Annotated in this window: 27 protein-coding genes; 6 read left to right on the top strand and 21 right to left on the bottom strand. The window is 47.4% G+C overall.

Annotated elements, in window-relative coordinates; all coding sequences use genetic code 11:
• Nucleotides 1–100: 100 nt before the first annotated feature.
• From NR201_RS14195 to NR201_RS14090, 21 genes are all read right to left on the bottom strand, one after another.
• Nucleotides 101–463 (bottom strand): hypothetical protein, encoded by a 363-nt coding sequence (locus tag NR201_RS14195; RefSeq protein WP_256849897.1) that lies wholly within the window; start codon nt 461–463, stop codon nt 101–103.
• A gap of 371 nt (nt 464–834) precedes the next feature.
• The gene (locus tag NR201_RS14185; protein WP_256849896.1) at nt 835–1,056 is read right to left on the bottom strand and encodes a hypothetical protein; all 222 of its coding nucleotides are present in this window, start codon (nt 1,054–1,056) and stop codon (nt 835–837) included.
• 153 nt (nt 1,057–1,209) lie between these two features.
• Nucleotides 1,210–1,644, bottom strand: coding sequence for an Rz lytic protein (locus tag NR201_RS14180; RefSeq protein ID WP_256849895.1), 435 nt, complete (start codon nt 1,642–1,644; stop codon nt 1,210–1,212).
• Nucleotides 1,641–2,066: a lysozyme gene (locus NR201_RS14175; protein ID WP_256849894.1), complete on the bottom strand. Its 426-nt coding sequence runs from the start codon at nt 2,064–2,066 to the stop codon at nt 1,641–1,643. The genes NR201_RS14180 and NR201_RS14175 overlap by 4 nt, the downstream gene beginning before the upstream one ends.
• Nucleotides 2,050–2,403, bottom strand: a complete 354-nt coding sequence (locus NR201_RS14170; protein WP_256849893.1) for a phage holin, lambda family — start codon at nt 2,401–2,403, stop codon at nt 2,050–2,052. Before NR201_RS14170 ends, NR201_RS14175 begins: the two co-directional genes overlap by 17 nt.
• 160 nt (nt 2,404–2,563) lie before the next feature.
• Complete coding sequence (locus tag NR201_RS14165; RefSeq protein ID WP_256849892.1) at nt 2,564–2,971, bottom strand: hypothetical protein; 408 nt, start codon at nt 2,969–2,971, stop codon at nt 2,564–2,566.
• Between the two features lie 173 nt (nt 2,972–3,144).
• A complete protein-coding gene (locus tag NR201_RS14160; protein WP_256849891.1) occupies nt 3,145–3,552 on the bottom strand; it encodes a type II toxin-antitoxin system HicB family antitoxin in 408 nt (135 codons plus the stop codon).
• Between the two features lie 48 nt (nt 3,553–3,600).
• Nucleotides 3,601–3,777 carry a type II toxin-antitoxin system HicA family toxin gene (locus NR201_RS14155; RefSeq protein WP_052271421.1) on the bottom strand — a complete coding sequence of 59 codons (177 nt, stop codon included), beginning with the start codon at nt 3,775–3,777 and terminating at the stop codon, nt 3,601–3,603.
• A gap of 303 nt (nt 3,778–4,080) precedes the next feature.
• A complete protein-coding gene (locus NR201_RS14150) occupies nt 4,081–4,509 on the bottom strand; it encodes an antiterminator Q family protein (RefSeq protein WP_107319670.1) in 429 nt (142 codons plus the stop codon).
• Between the two features lie 21 nt (nt 4,510–4,530).
• Complete coding sequence (locus NR201_RS14145) at nt 4,531–5,547, bottom strand: DUF968 domain-containing protein (protein ID WP_256849890.1); 1,017 nt, start codon at nt 5,545–5,547, stop codon at nt 4,531–4,533.
• 7 nt (nt 5,548–5,554) lie between these two features.
• Complete coding sequence (locus NR201_RS14140; RefSeq protein ID WP_256849889.1) at nt 5,555–5,812, bottom strand: KilA-N domain-containing protein; 258 nt, start codon at nt 5,810–5,812, stop codon at nt 5,555–5,557.
• Between the two features lie 478 nt (nt 5,813–6,290).
• Nucleotides 6,291–7,577, bottom strand: a complete 1,287-nt coding sequence (locus NR201_RS14135) for a hypothetical protein (protein ID WP_256849888.1) — start codon at nt 7,575–7,577, stop codon at nt 6,291–6,293.
• A 188-nt stretch (nt 7,578–7,765) separates the two neighbouring features.
• Entirely contained in the window at nt 7,766–8,131 is a 366-nt protein-coding gene (locus NR201_RS14130) for a RusA family crossover junction endodeoxyribonuclease (RefSeq protein WP_256849887.1), read from the bottom strand.
• 4 nt (nt 8,132–8,135) lie between these two features.
• Entirely contained in the window at nt 8,136–8,891 is a 756-nt protein-coding gene (locus tag NR201_RS14125; RefSeq protein ID WP_256849886.1) for a hypothetical protein, read from the bottom strand.
• Nucleotides 8,888–10,210, bottom strand: a complete 1,323-nt coding sequence (locus NR201_RS14120) for a ParB N-terminal domain-containing protein (RefSeq protein ID WP_256849885.1) — start codon at nt 10,208–10,210, stop codon at nt 8,888–8,890. Before NR201_RS14120 ends, NR201_RS14125 begins: the two co-directional genes overlap by 4 nt.
• Nucleotides 10,207–10,329, bottom strand: coding sequence for a hypothetical protein (locus tag NR201_RS14115; protein WP_256849884.1), 123 nt, complete (start codon nt 10,327–10,329; stop codon nt 10,207–10,209). The genes NR201_RS14120 and NR201_RS14115 overlap by 4 nt, the downstream gene beginning before the upstream one ends.
• Nucleotides 10,326–10,760 (bottom strand): PerC family transcriptional regulator, encoded by a 435-nt coding sequence (locus NR201_RS14110; RefSeq protein ID WP_256849883.1) that lies wholly within the window; start codon nt 10,758–10,760, stop codon nt 10,326–10,328. Before NR201_RS14110 ends, NR201_RS14115 begins: the two co-directional genes overlap by 4 nt.
• A gap of 12 nt (nt 10,761–10,772) precedes the next feature.
• A complete protein-coding gene (locus tag NR201_RS14105; RefSeq protein ID WP_256849882.1) occupies nt 10,773–11,657 on the bottom strand; it encodes a conserved phage C-terminal domain-containing protein in 885 nt (294 codons plus the stop codon).
• A complete protein-coding gene (locus NR201_RS14100) occupies nt 11,635–11,829 on the bottom strand; it encodes a DUF4222 domain-containing protein (RefSeq protein WP_256849881.1) in 195 nt (64 codons plus the stop codon). The genes NR201_RS14105 and NR201_RS14100 overlap by 23 nt, the downstream gene beginning before the upstream one ends.
• 186 nt (nt 11,830–12,015) lie before the next feature.
• Nucleotides 12,016–12,564 carry a YmfL family putative regulatory protein gene (locus tag NR201_RS14095; RefSeq protein WP_256849880.1) on the bottom strand — a complete coding sequence of 183 codons (549 nt, stop codon included), beginning with the start codon at nt 12,562–12,564 and terminating at the stop codon, nt 12,016–12,018.
• 13 nt (nt 12,565–12,577) lie between these two features.
• Nucleotides 12,578–12,832 carry a helix-turn-helix domain-containing protein gene (locus NR201_RS14090; RefSeq protein ID WP_256849879.1) on the bottom strand — a complete coding sequence of 85 codons (255 nt, stop codon included), beginning with the start codon at nt 12,830–12,832 and terminating at the stop codon, nt 12,578–12,580.
• Between the two features lie 98 nt (nt 12,833–12,930).
• Here NR201_RS14090 and NR201_RS14085 point away from each other — a divergent pair, with 98 nt between their 5' ends.
• The 6 genes from NR201_RS14085 (at nt 12,931) to NR201_RS14060 (ending at nt 16,071) form a co-directional block, all read left to right on the top strand.
• Complete coding sequence (locus NR201_RS14085; protein WP_256849878.1) at nt 12,931–13,626, top strand: S24 family peptidase; 696 nt, start codon at nt 12,931–12,933, stop codon at nt 13,624–13,626.
• Between the two features lie 173 nt (nt 13,627–13,799).
• A complete protein-coding gene (locus NR201_RS14080) occupies nt 13,800–13,955 on the top strand; it encodes a hypothetical protein (protein WP_197276787.1) in 156 nt (51 codons plus the stop codon).
• A 599-nt stretch (nt 13,956–14,554) separates the two neighbouring features.
• On the top strand, nt 14,555–14,713 hold the full coding sequence (locus NR201_RS14075; protein ID WP_256849877.1) for a DUF1317 family protein: 159 nt from the start codon (nt 14,555–14,557) through the stop codon (nt 14,711–14,713).
• An 11-nt stretch (nt 14,714–14,724) separates the two neighbouring features.
• Nucleotides 14,725–15,057: a hypothetical protein gene (locus NR201_RS14070; RefSeq protein ID WP_256849876.1), complete on the top strand. Its 333-nt coding sequence runs from the start codon at nt 14,725–14,727 to the stop codon at nt 15,055–15,057.
• A gap of 107 nt (nt 15,058–15,164) precedes the next feature.
• Nucleotides 15,165–15,407 (top strand): hypothetical protein, encoded by a 243-nt coding sequence (locus NR201_RS14065; protein WP_256849875.1) that lies wholly within the window; start codon nt 15,165–15,167, stop codon nt 15,405–15,407.
• Nucleotides 15,408–15,438: 31 nt separating this feature from the next.
• The gene (locus tag NR201_RS14060; protein ID WP_256849874.1) at nt 15,439–16,071 is read left to right on the top strand and encodes a hypothetical protein; all 633 of its coding nucleotides are present in this window, start codon (nt 15,439–15,441) and stop codon (nt 16,069–16,071) included.
• The last annotated feature ends 43 nt before the right edge of the window (nt 16,072–16,114 follow it).

Here is a 16,114-nt window from a genome sequence, read left to right as displayed (position 1 = left end):
ACTTAACGCCATCTTCGCGATGCTTCACGGTGAGGTTAACCGAATCTTTATCCCTTGTCGGTGGATTAACAATCAAAAAACCGCCCGAAGGCGGCTTAATTTATTTATCGTCATCACGGCGTAGATGAATTGAAACAGACTCTCCTCTTCCTACCACTCCACCATAATGATCGAATGTTCCTTCATGCTCTAAGATGGCGACAATAGCAGCGGCTTCACTATTATTCATACTGAACTCATCCGCAATTTCATCCTTTATCTCTGTTAAATCAACTACTTTCCTACCAATATTCTCCAAACGGACCATCATTTTTTGCCAGTCATCATTTGAGATTATAAATTGCTCAGCGCTAGCATTTAGGCCAATGGTAGGGTCAATAACCACTCCTTCACTGTTCCTTTTGTATTGAAAAATACCAGCTTGCTGGCCCTGGTATACACCCAAAGTCTGTAATACTTTCATTTGACCTCCCTATATCTAAGAGATCATCACATCGGCATCATCAAGATTTTCTTTAGCTTTCATCATCAGGCGCACTCGCAAATGCGCCTTGTGATGAACTCAGCAATCTGAGTCTGGACGGGCTACAGCACGACACGCCGCCATACAGGCACGCTGCATATCCTTATGTGCCTCGCGCAACCATTCATGAGCGTCCCAACATTCCGTCGAGTTCTGTAGGGTTGGGTCGGCACCCATATCCATCCCATGCTGTTGCAGCAGAGCAATGAACTGGCGGCTCAGCTCTTTGAACTAATTCATCTTGCCGATTTCGCCATAAGACAGTGTCCGATAACCCTCAACGGTGCTGCCGTCCTGCGGTTTTGCTTCGCTCATGATTTTCCTTTGCCAATCTTTAGATTGCCTGAAATAACTTCAGGAGGAATAAAGCCGGTTATCAGCGTGTAACGATTCCCCAGATAAATCACCACGTTCTCTGATGAGTTGATGCGGGAGCGTTCTGGCCCCGGGTAGCTATAGAGATGAGCATCAATCTCTGCAGCCAGTGCTTCTGATCGCTCATGCCAATCTTTAACTTCTTGGCTGATCGTCATGTAATTACCTATCTGGTTGACTCAATTTTACGGATGGCGGCGCGGTCAATGTTGCACTGCCCCAGAGCGCCATATAACTCAGCGTTGAGGCTTACGCTGTCACCGAACGTCATATCCTGTGATGGCGCTGGCACGTCAATCTGACTGGTCAATTCAGCCGGAAGGCTTAGCTGAGGCTGCTTTACTGTCCGGTACTCCACCAGCGGCTTTTGCTGCGTCGCGCAACCGGTCAGCAGCATCAGGGGGAACATGAGCAACAGCACACTTGTCCGCAGCAAGGTAACGCTTAATTTCATTCTGTAGTTTCCGGTTCTGCTGGGCTGTTACGGCACGCTGCTCTGTGACCTGACTCATCACTTCGTTTTGCTGCTTAACTGCTGTTACCAGCTCAGTGACGCTTGATGCCAGGCCATCGTTCTTGGACCGCAGGTCGTTAATCTGATCGTCTTTGCTGTTAGCCAGCTTCTCAAGGCGCTGATTGGTTGCTTCAAGCTGTGAGCTTCTGGCATTCAGCATCCAGAGTGCCAGGCAGATAAGGCCAATGACGATGACAGGCGAAAAAGTTTTGATGAGGTTTAACGGGTTCATGTCAGAAATACCTCTCTTTCAGCTGCGCGGCGTTTAACGAGGCCGGGCAATTTCTTACCACCAGCATTAACCCACTTGCCGAACTCATCAGCTGCGCCAGCATAATCACCAGCGTTGAGCTTCTTGATAAGTGTCGATTTAACGAAGTTGCCTGACCCCAGGTTAAAAACGAATGACACCAGCGCATCGAATTGCCCTTGCGTGAGTTTCACTTTCACGCTGGTGTTAACGGTCAGTTCTGCCACCTGCAAATCTTCACGAAGAAAAGCATCAGCCTTTTCGCCGGTGATTGCGTCCCCTGCTTTAACTGCGTGGGTGTGCCCATAACCGATAGTCAGAATGCCAACACTGTCTCTGTAAGCTTTAAGCTCCAGGCCTTCAAAGCGTTTGACGAGGTTAATTCCGTTATTGCTGACCTTCATTGGTTTCCCCTGCCTTTCTGTCTATCAGCCTGCGAAGCCTTTCGCTGATGTAGTCATTGCCTACATACCCGATGTAAACCGCGAATACCTGCGCAGCAGCGTCGGGGATGTTCCAGTTAAATAAAGCGCCCATCACCTGCAGCGTCGGGCCAGCAAAGAACGCCAGCGCGCTGCAGGAGACAGCGTCGAGAACCCGCTTACTCCACGGGCTTTTTGCATAGGCACTGCGTAATAGTGAAAACATGCCTGCTACCCCGGCATATCCCCATTCTGTTTTGTGGCCATACAGCCACAGCAACACTGTGGCCCAAAAACCCGGGTCTTTTTCTGGAGGCATGCTCTGATTCCCGCCACCGGGCTGATGGCGGCTTGCTTTCATTGAGAGGATTGCGCAGCACCACGGTGTCAATAAAGTGTGTGGAGACTGATTGGTGTGCGCAAAAACGAAAAAGGCCCACCGAAGTGAGCCTTAGAAATTTTATGACTTGTGCTTACGATTATTTGCTGACGACGTCCCCAACGCATTTAACTGTCGACCAGCAATTGTGGCCCCAATCTACGCCACCAGATTTGCAGACAGCGTTTACTACGGCATCACCGCCCATCATCGCAGCCTTATATCTCATGTCCTGAAGAGCTTCAGCTCCATTTGCAACATCGGGACCTGAGCTTGTAGCAAAAAGGTTTCCACCAATTTCAGTAACCATCATTGATGAACCACCCTTTCGAGCACAGCTCATTCCCATTACCTCACCGAGCATTTTGGCTTTTGGGTATGGGTTATTAGAATAGCCTTCCATGTTAGCGAGCCTGACTCTTGCATCATGAGGCATATCCTCAATGTCATTTGAGGCGCAGCCAGCGAGTGATACTGCCGCCATTACGACCAATAAACACTTTTTCATAGTTATTTCCCGGGAGGTTTGGATGGGAAATTTTATACATCTACTGACGAAATCGTTAAGCAAATTTCAGTTTGTTTGATTTGAAACAAGTTCGGTAGCTACCTTTGATAAGCAATCGCTCAGCAAAAAAAGGCCCACCGAAGTGAGCCTTTGAATTTATTATTTGGTGCCTGTCAGGCAGCGACTAATTCAAGTCGCTTGCCCAGCACTGAGAGCGCCTTCTGAACAGTATCTATTTTGGTCGAGTGATGCAGATCGAAGATGCGCGTCACCTCCTGCTTTTTAACTCCCATGCGTGAAGCCAGCTCAACCTGGGTTAAGCCGGAAGCAAGGAAAGCATTTAGCAATAGCACCTTCGCCGACACACTCGCCGGAACCTCTACAAAATCCCCTGTCACCGGTCCAGGTGCCGGAACAGGCTGGTTATCTTCAAAGTAAAAATCAAATGAAGTAACCAGCGCATCCAGCCCCATCGCTAACGCCTCCTCACGCGTATCGCCCTGAGTAAGCGCCTCCGGTATATCCGGGAACGAAACCACATATCCGCCGTCGCACGGCTCAAGATTAATCGGGTATCGCATATCGTCTTAGTGAAACTCTGCGAGAACCAGCCCCGAAGGGCTGGTTAATTATTTCAGGCCTAACTGCTTCATTATGGCCTTTCGCAGTGGTTCTTTTAACTCAGCGCCGGGATGCCTCGGCATTACACTTCGCTTCCCGTTGTATCTCAGCTTCAGATGGTTAGTACCGTTTGAAACTTCGACTCCCTGAGATTCAAGCCACCGCCTGAACTCGCTTTGCTTCACTACTCCTCCTGTCTGTTGAACATGAATCCATAGTAAACATTTATGCTTACTTGATCAACATTTTTGTTTACCGGAGGTCGATATTTTTGAAAAATAACCCTGACGCAAAAGCGGTAAGTGCCTTGCCCGTCGGCAACAGGGTGAATTTCTTATCCCCTGCAAGGGATAGATAAATCGCTATCCCCTTTAGGGGATATTTAAAATAAAAAACGCCTCCAGGCTGGTAAGGCCCGAGGCGCTTTGACATCCACATTTGTAACTGACTTTTAGCAGATAAGCTGCACTGCTTGGTAATCGACCTTATCAGATTACTAAGGAAAATGCGGACCGCGTGAGAGGTTTTTTCAATATTTTTTTCGGCGTCAGTTCGTCGTCCATATCCAGCCGCACATCCAGCATTGCCAGGCAGCCTTCAATGAACCCCTCAGCCATCTGGATTTCAATTCTCACTATCTTTTCATCGCGCTTGGCCTGCTTCGCAAGGGTGCGCTTTGAGATATTGAAAAAGTAATGCAGCACAATGATCGCGTGCTCATCAGGGCGCTTGGCTTTAAGCCGGGACAGGCAACCTTCAATAATCAACCCGTCTCCATCGCTGCAGGTAAGCGTTAACTTTGAATCCTGCGGCAGCAGCCCTTTAAACCCCGCTGCGATTGCTGAGTAATCAACACCGCTGCTGTCTGACTTAGCCCATCCGGCCCAGCGCTCTAATACCTGTGACATGTCACGCATATTTAATCCTCTCCACACACTTTATTTTTTGTCTGTCCCAATCACTCCGACTGCAATCGCGAAATCAAGGAACCTGAACAGCAGCTCTATCTGACTGCCGTGTTTCGCTTCAAACGCTCTCATATCCCGGTGCAGTTCATCGTGATGCGCTCTGCATAGCGGTATCACAAATAAATCATGCACCTTCGTTCCCATTCCCCCCTGTCCGTGTCCGATGATGTGATGAGGATCGTCAGCCTGTATGCCGCAACATGCGCAAGTCTGCGACTTTACCCATCGTGTGTATTTTTCACTTTCCCAGCGCTTACGCTTGGGCCGCTTCATGAATGATTCTGGTGATTCCGGGTCTGCATGGAGGCTGATTATCTTTTTGACGATCTGCGCTGCATCCTGAATAACTTCCCGCGCCGGTCGCACCGGAACAATGCGAGCCTCTTTCAGCTCGCCGCTCTGGATACTTTCTTTCGGCATACGCAGAACGCGCCGTGCGGGTGCCTCTGGTATCAGGTCAATCACATCATTCAGGGTTGCCCACCAGCACAGTTCCGGCAGGGTCAACTGGTGGTCACCGCTGAACGCCATCTGGCTGCATGCCGCCCTGATTATCCAGAGTGCGGTATTTCCTTTGGCGCTGTTCTCCAGGCTACCGGGTACGCCGTTTTCCCTGAACTCATTATCGTGGCTATAGCAAAGAGACACCAGGCCGTTTTCGATTTCTGATACTGTGAATTCATGATGATGCCACACACCCAACTGCTCCCACTGGCAGCACCCGAAGGACTGGACGAAAGATGCCAGCCCATTCGGTCCACCAGCGGCCTTTATCACGCGTTCGTGACTGAAGAAGGGAATCAGTGAGGGCTCATCAAGTAACGGCTGTGTGCTGTCATTCAGCCGCCCTGATGGCAGGTCTGCCATATCCATAGTCGGGGTGCTAATCACAACACGACCTTTGAACAGCCTCAGAAGCTCCGGCCCCGGCTTGAGCAGCACAATTCCTGTACGAGGCGCTATTTCCGGTGTAAGCAATGCTCTCACAGTCACCTCAATGCACAGTTTCGAGCAAGCGGAGATGCTCGGAAAATTTTGACTTGAAGAAATGAGGCTGGCTTTGAATAACCGATACAGGAATTCCTGTATCGCTCAGAAGCTGAATGAGCTCACTGGTCTGTTGAAGGTTACGCCACAGGGATGGTTCATGCCTGCGTTCGCCACCTGCTGCACGATGAATGTCGTTAAGACAATAACGGCCGAATTTGTCATGACGAACAGAAACTCTATCAATCACTAAAAGCTGATTCATGCTTTCTTCTCCACACACTGTTTTTAAATCGGCAACGCCCCATCATCTGCAAATGAACGAGACCAACCTTTACTTAAGGCATCTGCAATATGCCTACTATTATTACTATAATCCCATTTAAATATCATTCCATCTTGCCTGCAAGATTTTATTTAATTTTTTTAACAAACAATATATGTTAGATGTTACACGCATTACCAATTGAATGAAAATCTGAAATAATGCATAAAAATTTTTCATAGAAATCTTTAACATTAAAGATTCTCACACTCATTAACCACTACCAAGACAGATGACTGCAAAAACTTTTTAATACTTATAAGTGCATCATGTTGCCAAATAAAAATCCAGATTCTTACAAAATAACCAAATCAGTTAAAAAGACAATAAGCATCTAGTGGATGAAAATTCATTCCGGGGATTTATTGATGACGATTTATAACTCGTTACTCACATACATTGAGTAACGAGTTATAATTCAATCAATGACTTCTGCCAACCTATGCTTTAATTTAGCAAGATCAATATCCCCACGTCGCCTATTCCTAACCTGACTACTTTGATTAAAGCTCGCAATTAACCTTTCCAATTGTACAGCAGTGTAAGACCTCAAAACACCCTCATCTAAAACCAGATTAAAGCGTTCATCTGCATCATCATAAGAAGGGGAGTTTTCTGCGAAAATTATTGACAAGTCGTTGATTATCTCGATGCAATTCACATCACGATAAACTTCATTGATATAATTATACTCTGAAAGAGTAAACCTTTTAATAACATCGTCAGTTAACAACTGCTTCATAACATTGAAATAATCAGAAGGATTTTGATATAAAAAATTACTCGCAACTTTCAGGCCATAAAAAAAGTCATCGTCAGTTTCTTTGGTGTGGCATACTTTAAGGCGATCACGCATTTCTTCTGAAAAAGTTTCATATATCTCTCTATTGTATGAAAGGAACGCAAAAAAATAAATAAGAATACTTGTTTTAAAGGAAACGTTTTCGAAATACTCTCTCTCTTCCTTCATCTTTTGCACATACAAAGGATATTTTTTTACTTCCTGATAAAGATCATGGCAAGCTCTTCGATTTAACCTCCTATATTTTGTAGCATCTTCGTTGTCCAACCTGAAACTAAATTTATAAAAATCCTTAAATATTTGGTAAATTGCAGGCAAAGTCAACCTTTGGCAATACTTAACTATAAACGGCTTGATATTTTTCAGCTCAGAATAATATTCACTATTATCCTTTAAGGTTTCTATAAGTATTGGGAACACATCTTTCCCATAATAATTCTTGCGTATTAAGAAGTCATCGAGAGCATTTAATATCATACTCTTCACTGCATCTTTACTCGGGGTATATAAAGCGTTGTCTTCAGATAAAATAGGATGCGCACATAAATGTCTTTTTTTCTGTATATCTCTAATATTTGAAATCTCACCAATTCCAATAAATTTTTTGTTAGTATAAAACCCTTCAAAAAGATCGAGTTCCCATTCTGAAGACTTGCTATTTTCCTGTTGCAACTTCTCAATCTCCGTGATCTTTTTTCTTGCCCATCCATCACCAGTTAGTTCGAAAAGTTTTTGGGTCTTATAAACTGCATCACAGACTAAGACTGACCAAAGCGAAACCACAGCAGCACGGTAATTGCCATTATTGTAGCAGCTATACACCTCTCTAAAATAATTACGTGTAGCGCTGGATTCGATTTGTTCAATTTTTTCTTCTATACCCATAACACGCTCAATGTTCATGTTTTATCCTTAAATTTCGGGGATATCTATCATAGAACAAGTCAGTAATTTTTTAAACATGATGTTCATCCCCTTTATCGTATAGAAATAAATGCAGTTGCAGGATTGCCCAGCTGCAATTTCATAGCATTTTCATTTCCTTCAACTGCGAGAAACTAAAAATTCTAATCTTCGTTTATAGTGAATATTCATCGCTTGCTAAATTGAAAAGGCTGAATTATGACCTCCGCTTTTCCTGACCTAGCCTGCTCACCCCACTCAACCGACAATCGCTTAATCTGACTATCGTCACCCCACACCCCGGCATGCGTTAGGCTGTCGAATAATGCTTTGAGGTAGTTATCAAGATCACGCTGGCGCTTGTCTGGCGGGAACAGCAGAACGCTTACCTCTACGTTATCTGTAATCGGTACAGGGCGCCGCTTTAGCTGCTCCATGACTGAAGCTAAGGTGTTGGAGCGGAAACAGCGCCCGGAGGCGCTGATCAATACTCCCTTTCTGGTGTTACGCCAGTAAGTGTTAACGCTTGGAGGGAATGGCAATGTAAGTTTCATATTTCTACACCGCCAGCTGCAGCTGCATATTGAAGCGGTCCAGCTGCTCACAGTAATTCAGTGATCCCGGGCTGTTGTGTGACTCAATGCGCTCAACCATCAGGGTCGCACGTGTTTCCTTTGATGCTGGGGCGTAAGCTCCCTTCCATGCCTTATCGATACCAATGTTTCTGGCTACGTTGGTGCTGTCTGCGCTCGCCAACGGTATTTCTGTGAATATCTGCGGATTAAGCATGCGCAGCCCGTGAAGCTTCGCAATTGGTTGATCGTAATCGTCGGTAACGTGCCGGATCAGATCTTTCATCCGTGCCACGGCTATCTTAGGGCGCTTAACGTCATACTCGCCGCAGCTGCCTATTGCTACCCGCGGGTAATCGTTGCAAAGCCGTATTAATCGGTCGTCACTCTCGTTCATGTGCCAGACCGGTACGCCATAGAAATCACCATGTGGCCACTCATCAAGCAGCGCCTCGTTCTCAGCCTCTCCGCCATCAATAACATCAGGGATGATGGCGAAATCAAAACCCGGATGGTTTTTCCAGCGCGCTACGAACTCGTAATAATCCGACCAGTCAATTTTGTTGCGGCCAGCGGCTTTCCATGCGGTAAATGCGCCGTTATCCAGCGCAAATGATTGGCAGAATTCAGAGGCGAGGTTTATCTGGCCTGCATGAGCAAATGAGATAAACGCATGTCTGCCACTCCATGCCCGGATGGCACAGGTATCAGGCGTGATGGGTCCGCCGTGGTAATGGATCATGCAACCCTCCCAGCCAGAGCGGGCAGTTCTTTAATTGCCTGACGCAGCATGCGGATGTTTGACCAGCAATCACGGTCTGTCTGTTCCACCAGCGCGATAAATTCCTGAACCGTGCATGGCCTGTCGTGGCGAACGTCAATCAGCACTGCTGAGAAGCGATGCAATTGCTCGATTGCCAGCTCTGGATCATTGTACTGCTCTGACACCCACAGCTTCAGTTCAAGATTGTCATGATGCTCTTTGACGAGGCGCACCGCTTTAGCAATGGTCTCTGCCGGAACGGTCACACAGGTAGGGTTCGCAACGGAGTCCGCCGCCCAGGTATGCGCCCACTTCGATTCGCTGTAGGTGTACTCAGCTTTCATTTTGAACGCGGCAACTACGCACGCCCACGCTTCAACACCGCTTTGCTCAAGGATTTCGTGTTTTAGAAGCGGCAGGTCATCACCATCGCCGTTCTCTGACTTAACCGGGGCCGGTTGTTCGCTTACTGATTTAGTCACGCCGTAATGCTCTTTGGCGATCAGGATAATATCCATCAGCTCAGCCGCCTGCAGGTCAGTTTCAAACGTCAGCGTAATGCGTGCGCCCTCATCGCTCTGTTCTGTCTGAGAATGTTTAGCAATCAGTTCTGCAAGCTTGCGTGCCTGAGCAGCACTGAACTGAGGCATGGCATCGGTCTTGGTCAGCTTCTTCTTGCCAGCCGCTTTCGCCTTTTGCATTTGCTCCTGTGCTACTGATGATGCTTTCACGCCATGCTCACGCTGCAGGGCTACTGCTGTGGTTGCGGCCACTTCGCCGGATTTCACCATCTCAATCAGAGGCTCGCCAACGGTCAGCAGCTGCAGGTGCTGTTCAACGTCGGTGATCGAACGTTTCACCTTTGCGGCGATCTCGGATGGCTCTAAGCCCTGATTAACGAGGCGCTGATAGGCGGCTGCACGTTCCAGCGGCAACAGGGCACGTCCCTGGCTGCTGGTAACCATGAATGCCACACTGTCGGCTTCACTGCCCACGAAGTCCTTACACTCCAGGCGCAGCGTATAGCCCGCTTCCTGAGCCAGCTTCGCACCGTAATAGCGGTGATGGCCATCGATGATCTTAATGCCCTTTTCGGTGACCTTAACAGCCAGCGGAGGCACATGCTCACCAGCGATAAAGGCATCGCTGAACTCCTCGACATGGGTCTGATCGATATCACGAATGTTGTAATTAGTTTCAACATACAGCTCATCAACGCCCAGCAGGTAGGTTTTACGGGTGGTGATGTCGGTATCGCTATTTTTTTTGTCGTCGTAAATGCGCGCTAATGTGCTCATGCTGTGGTCTGCTCCCATATCAGGACAATAATCGGGGCGGCAATCATCACCGCTGCGGTGCGGATGGCCTGGTAGAAAATCTCATTGCGTTGGTAGTGGCTCTTCAGATGCGCTTTCATTGGCGATCCTCACTCAGGAAGCTTTCGCCAATACGGCCTGTATCAAGCCCGCCATAGCTGCCACAGTTAAGTGAGCCTCTCGCGGCACAGCGGTCGCAGTTCTCTTTGGCTTCATTGCGGGATGCATCGAACCGGGCCACCAGCATCGCTTCACGCCAGACCTGTGCAGCACGCAACCAGAACCCTTTAGCCTCCAGTTCGGTAGCCTGCTTCGCCAGCTGGCGATGCTTTTCGCTCTCTTCTGGCACCGGAGCGGTGTTGATCGAATAACTCCAGTCGCTGGCACGCTTGAGAGTCCCTCTGATGAAAAGCGGTTTGATAAAGCGCTTCACTGAGGTCTCATGCAAGCCGGTAAGCTTGCAGAGTTCGCGCACCTTCAGCGGGCCATTGCGGGTAATCAGTTCAAGAATTTTTGATTCGTGGTTAATCATCGCTCTATCCCCTTATGCGCCGCGAAAGCCGTTAGGAATTTCATAGTCCATTGATGAGATAGCCATCACATCACGCTGCCACTTACCGTTGATGCACTTAGGCCGCCCCGCTTTATCCCACTTCTGCGCGGAACTCAGGTAGCCGGGGAACTTACCCGGACGGAAAATTGTTTCCGGTCGGACGTACTCACACATTTTTGGGTCTTCAGCCCACTTCGCGATTGAGTAATCCACAGTGAGAATCAGTTCATCAGCAGTGAAATCTTCAGCCAGGCGACCGCGAATTGGTGCCAGTGAGGATTTTGATTTCTGAAAGCGCATGCCTGCTGCGCGGTTCAGATGCTCCAATACGCTGAAAGCAGCCTGATTTGCATCAGGGGCATGGTCGGGTTGCATCGCAACCTGACAAGAAGGGGTTGTTGTAATCTCTGTAGTATTCTCTGTTGTAATCTCTGTAAGAGTGGGACAAATTGACCCGATGGATTGGGACAACTTGACCTTATCCATAGGGACAGATTGACCTTTTCGATCAGGACAATTTGTCTCTCTCGATAGGGACAAATTGTCCCTATCGGTCAGTAAAGGGCTTGCGTAGTTAATTGCGTAATAATTAGTCTGGTCGTGCTGCTTCTTTTTAAGCTGCTCAACATAAATCAGACCCATTTTTCTTAATGAAGAAACCGTTCTTTGTATCGTCTTGCCGGTCCACCATGGAAACTGCTCATTCCAGGCGTTAATGCTGTTATAAACCCAGCGTTTGCCGTCATATTCGACGCCGGATGTAGTGTCTTCCAGCCAATAACAAATCTGCTGCAGCACAATAGCCTCATTCAGACCAATGCGCTGCGCAAGCTCAGGACTTATCACCAATGGTTTAACTTTCAGAAGTAGGCTCATGAATTACTTCGACCTCTCTGAAATACTGCTTGAACCGTTCGAGAGAACTGAAGCACTCGCCATGTTCATAGTTGTCACGCAGGTAGATAACCCAGTCGTTCTCTGGCTCCCAGCGAATGACCCGCACTGGGATACCGCGCTTATCTCGGAAGATACGGTCAAGTTCTCGCATTTGGTCGCCTTCATTCGCTGGTTAGCATTGCCCACAGCCCAGTCAACAAAGCTGTGGTTAACTTCTTCGCTGATGCCCGGTACATTAAGCACATATCGCAGCGGCTCACTGCTGAAGCGGCCACCAGCTGAAGGGAGGCAACGGAATTGCGGTAACCCTGATATTCTGGTTAAATTGATCACGCGATTAGTTCTCCACACACGTTGATTTAGTCGCATCGAACGCCGCGGGCTGCAATCCTGCGGCGTTCACCTTTTCTGGCGGGCAAAATACGCGATACAGCAACGTCAGATGCTCCTGCCACTTAGCCATAACCTGATAGCTGTTCTCTTCGATCTGCTCACGTTCATTTGCATCAATCACGCCATCAGCTGTTGCTTTGCGGATGTAGGCTGAGTGCTTGCCAATCCACTCAACTGACTCCATCAGGCGCTGATTGATATCCGCGTTATCAACATCTTCAATGTCCACCAGCGGAACGTTGACACTGTTTGACTGACGGGATACAGCATTAGCGATGTACTTGGTGCCGCTTGCCTGCTGCAGAACCATCGCCCAGCCCATTGGGAAAATCTGATCGCCATTAGTACGCAGGCGATTGAACAGTGCATCTTCAGTCACACCCAGCCATTCAGCCGCTTCTGCATACCCGCCCGGTAGACTTGAAATAGTCTTCTTGATTGCTGCCACCAGCCATGCGGGTTGCCTTTCAATTTGCCACTCTGGTTTACCCACTGCTTGAATCCTCTTACTGTGGTTTTGCTGTCAACGAAACGGGTGATACATTTTCATTGCCGGTTTGGTATCTCTGCGGATAAAGAATTTCCAGCTCGCTAATTTCGCCTTTGAAGAAGACCGACAGCTTCTCAGCGACTTCCAGCGAGGCGACCTGGATACCTCGTTCAATACGGCTCAGGTTGCCAACATCAAGACGAATCGCTGTAGCTACATCGCTCAATGTTTTTCCTTGCGCATTACGCAAGTTTCTTAACGGTGTGACCATAAATACCTCCTTTAATTGCGTAATACGCATAATATTGCATGCACGCGGATTGCGCAAGTTGATTTGCGTTTCGTGCAAACCAACATTTAAATAGGGTCATGAACATAGGAAACCGCATCAGAGAGCTTCGCTTACAGCGAGGTATGAAAATGAGCGATCTGGCCGAAGCTGTTGGCGTGGATCAGGCAAATATCTCCAGACTTGAGACAGGAAAACAAAAATCATTTACGGAGCAATCGCTTATTAAAATAGCTGAGGCTCTTGAAGTAGGTCTTTTTGAATTATTTACTCCCACCCCTCCTGAAATTACTGTATATAATCACAGTAAGGATAACGTAAAAGATGGCAAGGGGGAGGAGGTGTATCGTGTCGACTTACTTGATATAACCGTGAGCGCTGGACCTGGTGCATTTGTAAGTAGTGACACCGTGGATGTCATTCGTTCTATTGAATATAACTCTGAGCACGCTAAATCTTTCTTCAGTGGGAAGCCTGCGAAGATGGTGAAAATGGTCAACGTTGGCGGTGATAGTATGTCAGGTACTATTGAGCCAGGTGATTTAGTTTTCGTAGATATATCAGTGAATAAATTCGATAGTGACGGCATCTATGTGTTTGGCTTTGACGGTAAAGTGCACATTAAGCGACTTCAAATGATCCCGGATAAACTGCTGGTGATCTCCGATAACACACGCTATCGCGACTGGTTCATTGACGAGGCAAATGAACACAGGTTCTACATATTTGGCAAAGTCATGATTAGCCAGTCTCAAGCTTTCAAGCGCCACGCTTAGATCCTTTCCAGTTCAAAAAACACCCGGCTTGTCCGGGTTTTTTTGTGCCTGCCGCATTATATTTGCATATTGCGCAACTTAATACTTGCGAATATCGCATATTCGATTTATTGTTTCTTCATCAAGACAGCACAAACGTTTGCAGGCGTAACTGTCTACTGTGTGGAGAAGAAATGAAGCTAATTAAAAACATGTCGAACACAACGGTCCGGGACCTGATTACCTTTTTGAGGCTCTTCCCTGATGCTGATGTTGTCTGTTGTGGTGATGCCGGTGTGGTGATTGTGCAGTGTGATGTTGAAAACGTGGTTCGCGGACCAGCGTTTTAAGAGTACTGAATTGCTGTGTTGGCGGTTACTCATGAAAGTTTGTTTAACCGCCCTTTTTTAGAAAGATTAGAGCAAGTCTCGCTGAAAGAATTTTCGAAAGTTCTTTGAACGAGACTGGATGGCTTACTACTTCAAGACGGTCTCAATAAATGTCCACCAAGTAGCGGTACTGCTACCGATATTAGCGGCGACAAGACTATGCAAACGGTAAAGGTCGTTAAAACTCGTTAGGCCGATGAGTTCAGATGGCAATAAAGAACTGGCAGCCGGGAAAGACCGGCACACAACAGGAAAGAGTATTTGGAGGCGCACCACTAAGCCGTTGATGAATACTCTATCCGTTGTGGTGAATGCGGCCAGCGCGCGCGGAAGACTGACAAAGATTGCACACAGTCTAAGAGTTTCCGCTCTGGTGTTTATCAGTCTGACCAGAGCACCGGGAGGCACCCGGCACCGCAGCAACCTTTCAAGTGTGTGGAGTAATTGGGCTGTGGGTTATTGCAGTAACCCACCAGCCAACTTAAACGAATCCCAAAAGTTTTTTATTGCCATCACTGGCAAGGGATTCATGCAACCAAAAATTGTGTGTGGAGAATTTCATGGAAAAGCCGAACGACCATATTACCGTAGGCATTATCACCCTGCCCTATAGCCATATCCTCAACGGCTGGATATTGCCTGACGGCTCTGTAGTCACCAATCCAATTAAGGCGCAGAACGAAGCTGAGCGCCTTAACTGCACCATCACCATCCACTGAGGGCCAGCAACATGCTTTCTTCTAAATCGAATAAAGAAGTCGTCGCTGCCGGCCACCAGTTCGCTAAGAACATCGGGATGGATACTCCTCTGATCGAAATGGCAAAGATGGTGACTGAGCTGTCGTCGCGTCTCGACGTTGCCACCGTTCGCGCCAATCTAATGGCTTCAGAAGTGCTGCGTATCAATAGCGTGCTTCCTGACACTATTACAGCCCTGCAGGCTGCAGGCGCAGACCTGACGCTGATTGATGACCTGAATGCAGCACTTGCTACGCCAGCCTGCGATCAGTGGATTCGAACACTGCGCGGTGAAGCACTCGGTGAAGCGCGCCGGGCTGTGTAAACTATGGGTAATCAACAGCTGCCAGGCACCTTACAAGCGATCAATATCCTTTCCCAAATGGAAATGGATTTACTCCGCTCACGTACGGTAACGCTGAAGGTGGTGTCATGAAAAAGGTCGCCCAATTTCGCCGCAGCAATGGCCCTAACGCCGGATTCAGCGAAAAGCTTGCCTGGCAGTTATCCAAAGGCCCGGCAACGGGTCGGGAGCTGGCGCAGCAACTTGAGGCGCTGGCCCACCAGCAGTGCGGGAAATGCAAGGAGCAGCTGCCGGTGCAGTCATGCCATTGTCAGGGTGAATCAGCGTGCTGGGTTACTAGTGAGTGGCATGAGACTAAGTTAGTATTTTGAATGTCATGACATGTTACAAGGAGAGCAAGATATGTCGAAAGAACCAGAAATCAAACCGCACGGGTATGTAGCCATCAACGGTGACTTAGGTTTTTTCCTTGATGAGAGTAAATACTCACCAATTTTAAAGATTAACGATGAAGCGGCCGTTCTGCTGCGCCTAAGTCTACTAATTGAAAACTTCCTTGAAGTCTTCATTAAAAACGTTCGTCGCCCTGGTACAGAAGACTTCGTTAAGCCAGCTCGTTACTTTAAGCCGAAGGTGGAATTAAGTGTTGCTTTAGGGTTGCCAATATCAATCGCAAACGCTCTTTTATCGATAAATTCAGTTAGAAATAAATTTGCTCATAAAATCGATTATGTGATGACGGTAAGCGATTACGATGAGATTGAGAGTTCAGTCAATACCATTGATGTTGAAACGGTAAATCCTCTTAATCGCTTCAACATGGAAAGTATTCACTATATGTTTGAAGCAGGAGTAGATTCATTGATGTTTGTGAGAAACCTGGATTACTCAATATCTGATAAGCAAAGGCAACTCTTTCGCTTAGTTGGTGCAGTTTTCATTCTTGCTAATAAGTGTGCATTTTTTACCCTGAATGAACTTCAGCGGCAGGGTAGGCTAAGCTTTGGGAAACCAATTTCAGACAAAAAGCCATGAGAGTTTTCACTAAAGGCTAGGCTATATCGCAGCAACAATTAGT

The sequence above is a fragment of the Pantoea sp. Fr-CA_6 genome (assembly GCF_024520895.1).
Classification (GTDB): domain Bacteria; phylum Pseudomonadota; class Gammaproteobacteria; order Enterobacterales; family Enterobacteriaceae; genus Pantoea; species Pantoea agglomerans.
The sequence above is the reverse complement of the archived record's forward strand: the minus strand, read 5'-3'. Positions and strand labels throughout refer to the sequence as shown.

What these genes read in the sequence shown, in the direction of transcription:
- NR201_RS14195 (WP_256849897.1), bottom strand. Translation starts at nt 463, where the DNA reads ATGAAAGTATTACAGACTTTGGGTGTATACCAGGGCCAGCAAGCTGGT.
- NR201_RS14185 (WP_256849896.1), bottom strand. Translation starts at nt 1,056, where the DNA reads ATGACGATCAGCCAAGAAGTTAAAGATTGGCATGAGCGATCAGAAGCA.
- NR201_RS14180 (WP_256849895.1), bottom strand. Translation starts at nt 1,644, where the DNA reads ATGAACCCGTTAAACCTCATCAAAACTTTTTCGCCTGTCATCGTCATT.
- NR201_RS14175 (WP_256849894.1), bottom strand. Translation starts at nt 2,066, where the DNA reads ATGAAGGTCAGCAATAACGGAATTAACCTCGTCAAACGCTTTGAAGGC.
- NR201_RS14170 (WP_256849893.1), bottom strand. Translation starts at nt 2,403, where the DNA reads ATGCCTCCAGAAAAAGACCCGGGTTTTTGGGCCACAGTGTTGCTGTGG.
- NR201_RS14165 (WP_256849892.1), bottom strand. Translation starts at nt 2,971, where the DNA reads ATGAAAAAGTGTTTATTGGTCGTAATGGCGGCAGTATCACTCGCTGGC.
- NR201_RS14160 (WP_256849891.1), bottom strand. Translation starts at nt 3,552, where the DNA reads ATGCGATACCCGATTAATCTTGAGCCGTGCGACGGCGGATATGTGGTT.
- NR201_RS14150 (WP_107319670.1), bottom strand. Translation starts at nt 4,509, where the DNA reads ATGCGTGACATGTCACAGGTATTAGAGCGCTGGGCCGGATGGGCTAAG.
- NR201_RS14140 (WP_256849889.1), bottom strand. Translation starts at nt 5,812, where the DNA reads ATGAATCAGCTTTTAGTGATTGATAGAGTTTCTGTTCGTCATGACAAA.
- NR201_RS14135 (WP_256849888.1), bottom strand. Translation starts at nt 7,577, where the DNA reads ATGAACATTGAGCGTGTTATGGGTATAGAAGAAAAAATTGAACAAATC.
- NR201_RS14130 (WP_256849887.1), bottom strand. Translation starts at nt 8,131, where the DNA reads ATGAAACTTACATTGCCATTCCCTCCAAGCGTTAACACTTACTGGCGT.
- NR201_RS14125 (WP_256849886.1), bottom strand. Translation starts at nt 8,891, where the DNA reads ATGATCCATTACCACGGCGGACCCATCACGCCTGATACCTGTGCCATC.
- NR201_RS14120 (WP_256849885.1), bottom strand. Translation starts at nt 10,210, where the DNA reads ATGAGCACATTAGCGCGCATTTACGACGACAAAAAAAATAGCGATACC.
- NR201_RS14115 (WP_256849884.1), bottom strand. Translation starts at nt 10,329, where the DNA reads ATGAAAGCGCATCTGAAGAGCCACTACCAACGCAATGAGATTTTCTAC.
- NR201_RS14110 (WP_256849883.1), bottom strand. Translation starts at nt 10,760, where the DNA reads ATGATTAACCACGAATCAAAAATTCTTGAACTGATTACCCGCAATGGC.
- NR201_RS14105 (WP_256849882.1), bottom strand. Translation starts at nt 11,657, where the DNA reads ATGAGCCTACTTCTGAAAGTTAAACCATTGGTGATAAGTCCTGAGCTT.
- NR201_RS14100 (WP_256849881.1), bottom strand. Translation starts at nt 11,829, where the DNA reads ATGCGAGAACTTGACCGTATCTTCCGAGATAAGCGCGGTATCCCAGTG.
- NR201_RS14090 (WP_256849879.1), bottom strand. Translation starts at nt 12,832, where the DNA reads ATGGTCACACCGTTAAGAAACTTGCGTAATGCGCAAGGAAAAACATTG.
- NR201_RS14085 (WP_256849878.1), top strand. Translation starts at nt 12,931, where the DNA reads ATGAACATAGGAAACCGCATCAGAGAGCTTCGCTTACAGCGAGGTATG.
- NR201_RS14080 (WP_197276787.1), top strand. Translation starts at nt 13,800, where the DNA reads ATGAAGCTAATTAAAAACATGTCGAACACAACGGTCCGGGACCTGATT.
- NR201_RS14075 (WP_256849877.1), top strand. Translation starts at nt 14,555, where the DNA reads ATGGAAAAGCCGAACGACCATATTACCGTAGGCATTATCACCCTGCCC.
- NR201_RS14070 (WP_256849876.1), top strand. Translation starts at nt 14,725, where the DNA reads ATGCTTTCTTCTAAATCGAATAAAGAAGTCGTCGCTGCCGGCCACCAG.
- NR201_RS14065 (WP_256849875.1), top strand. Translation starts at nt 15,165, where the DNA reads ATGAAAAAGGTCGCCCAATTTCGCCGCAGCAATGGCCCTAACGCCGGA.
- NR201_RS14060 (WP_256849874.1), top strand. Translation starts at nt 15,439, where the DNA reads ATGTCGAAAGAACCAGAAATCAAACCGCACGGGTATGTAGCCATCAAC.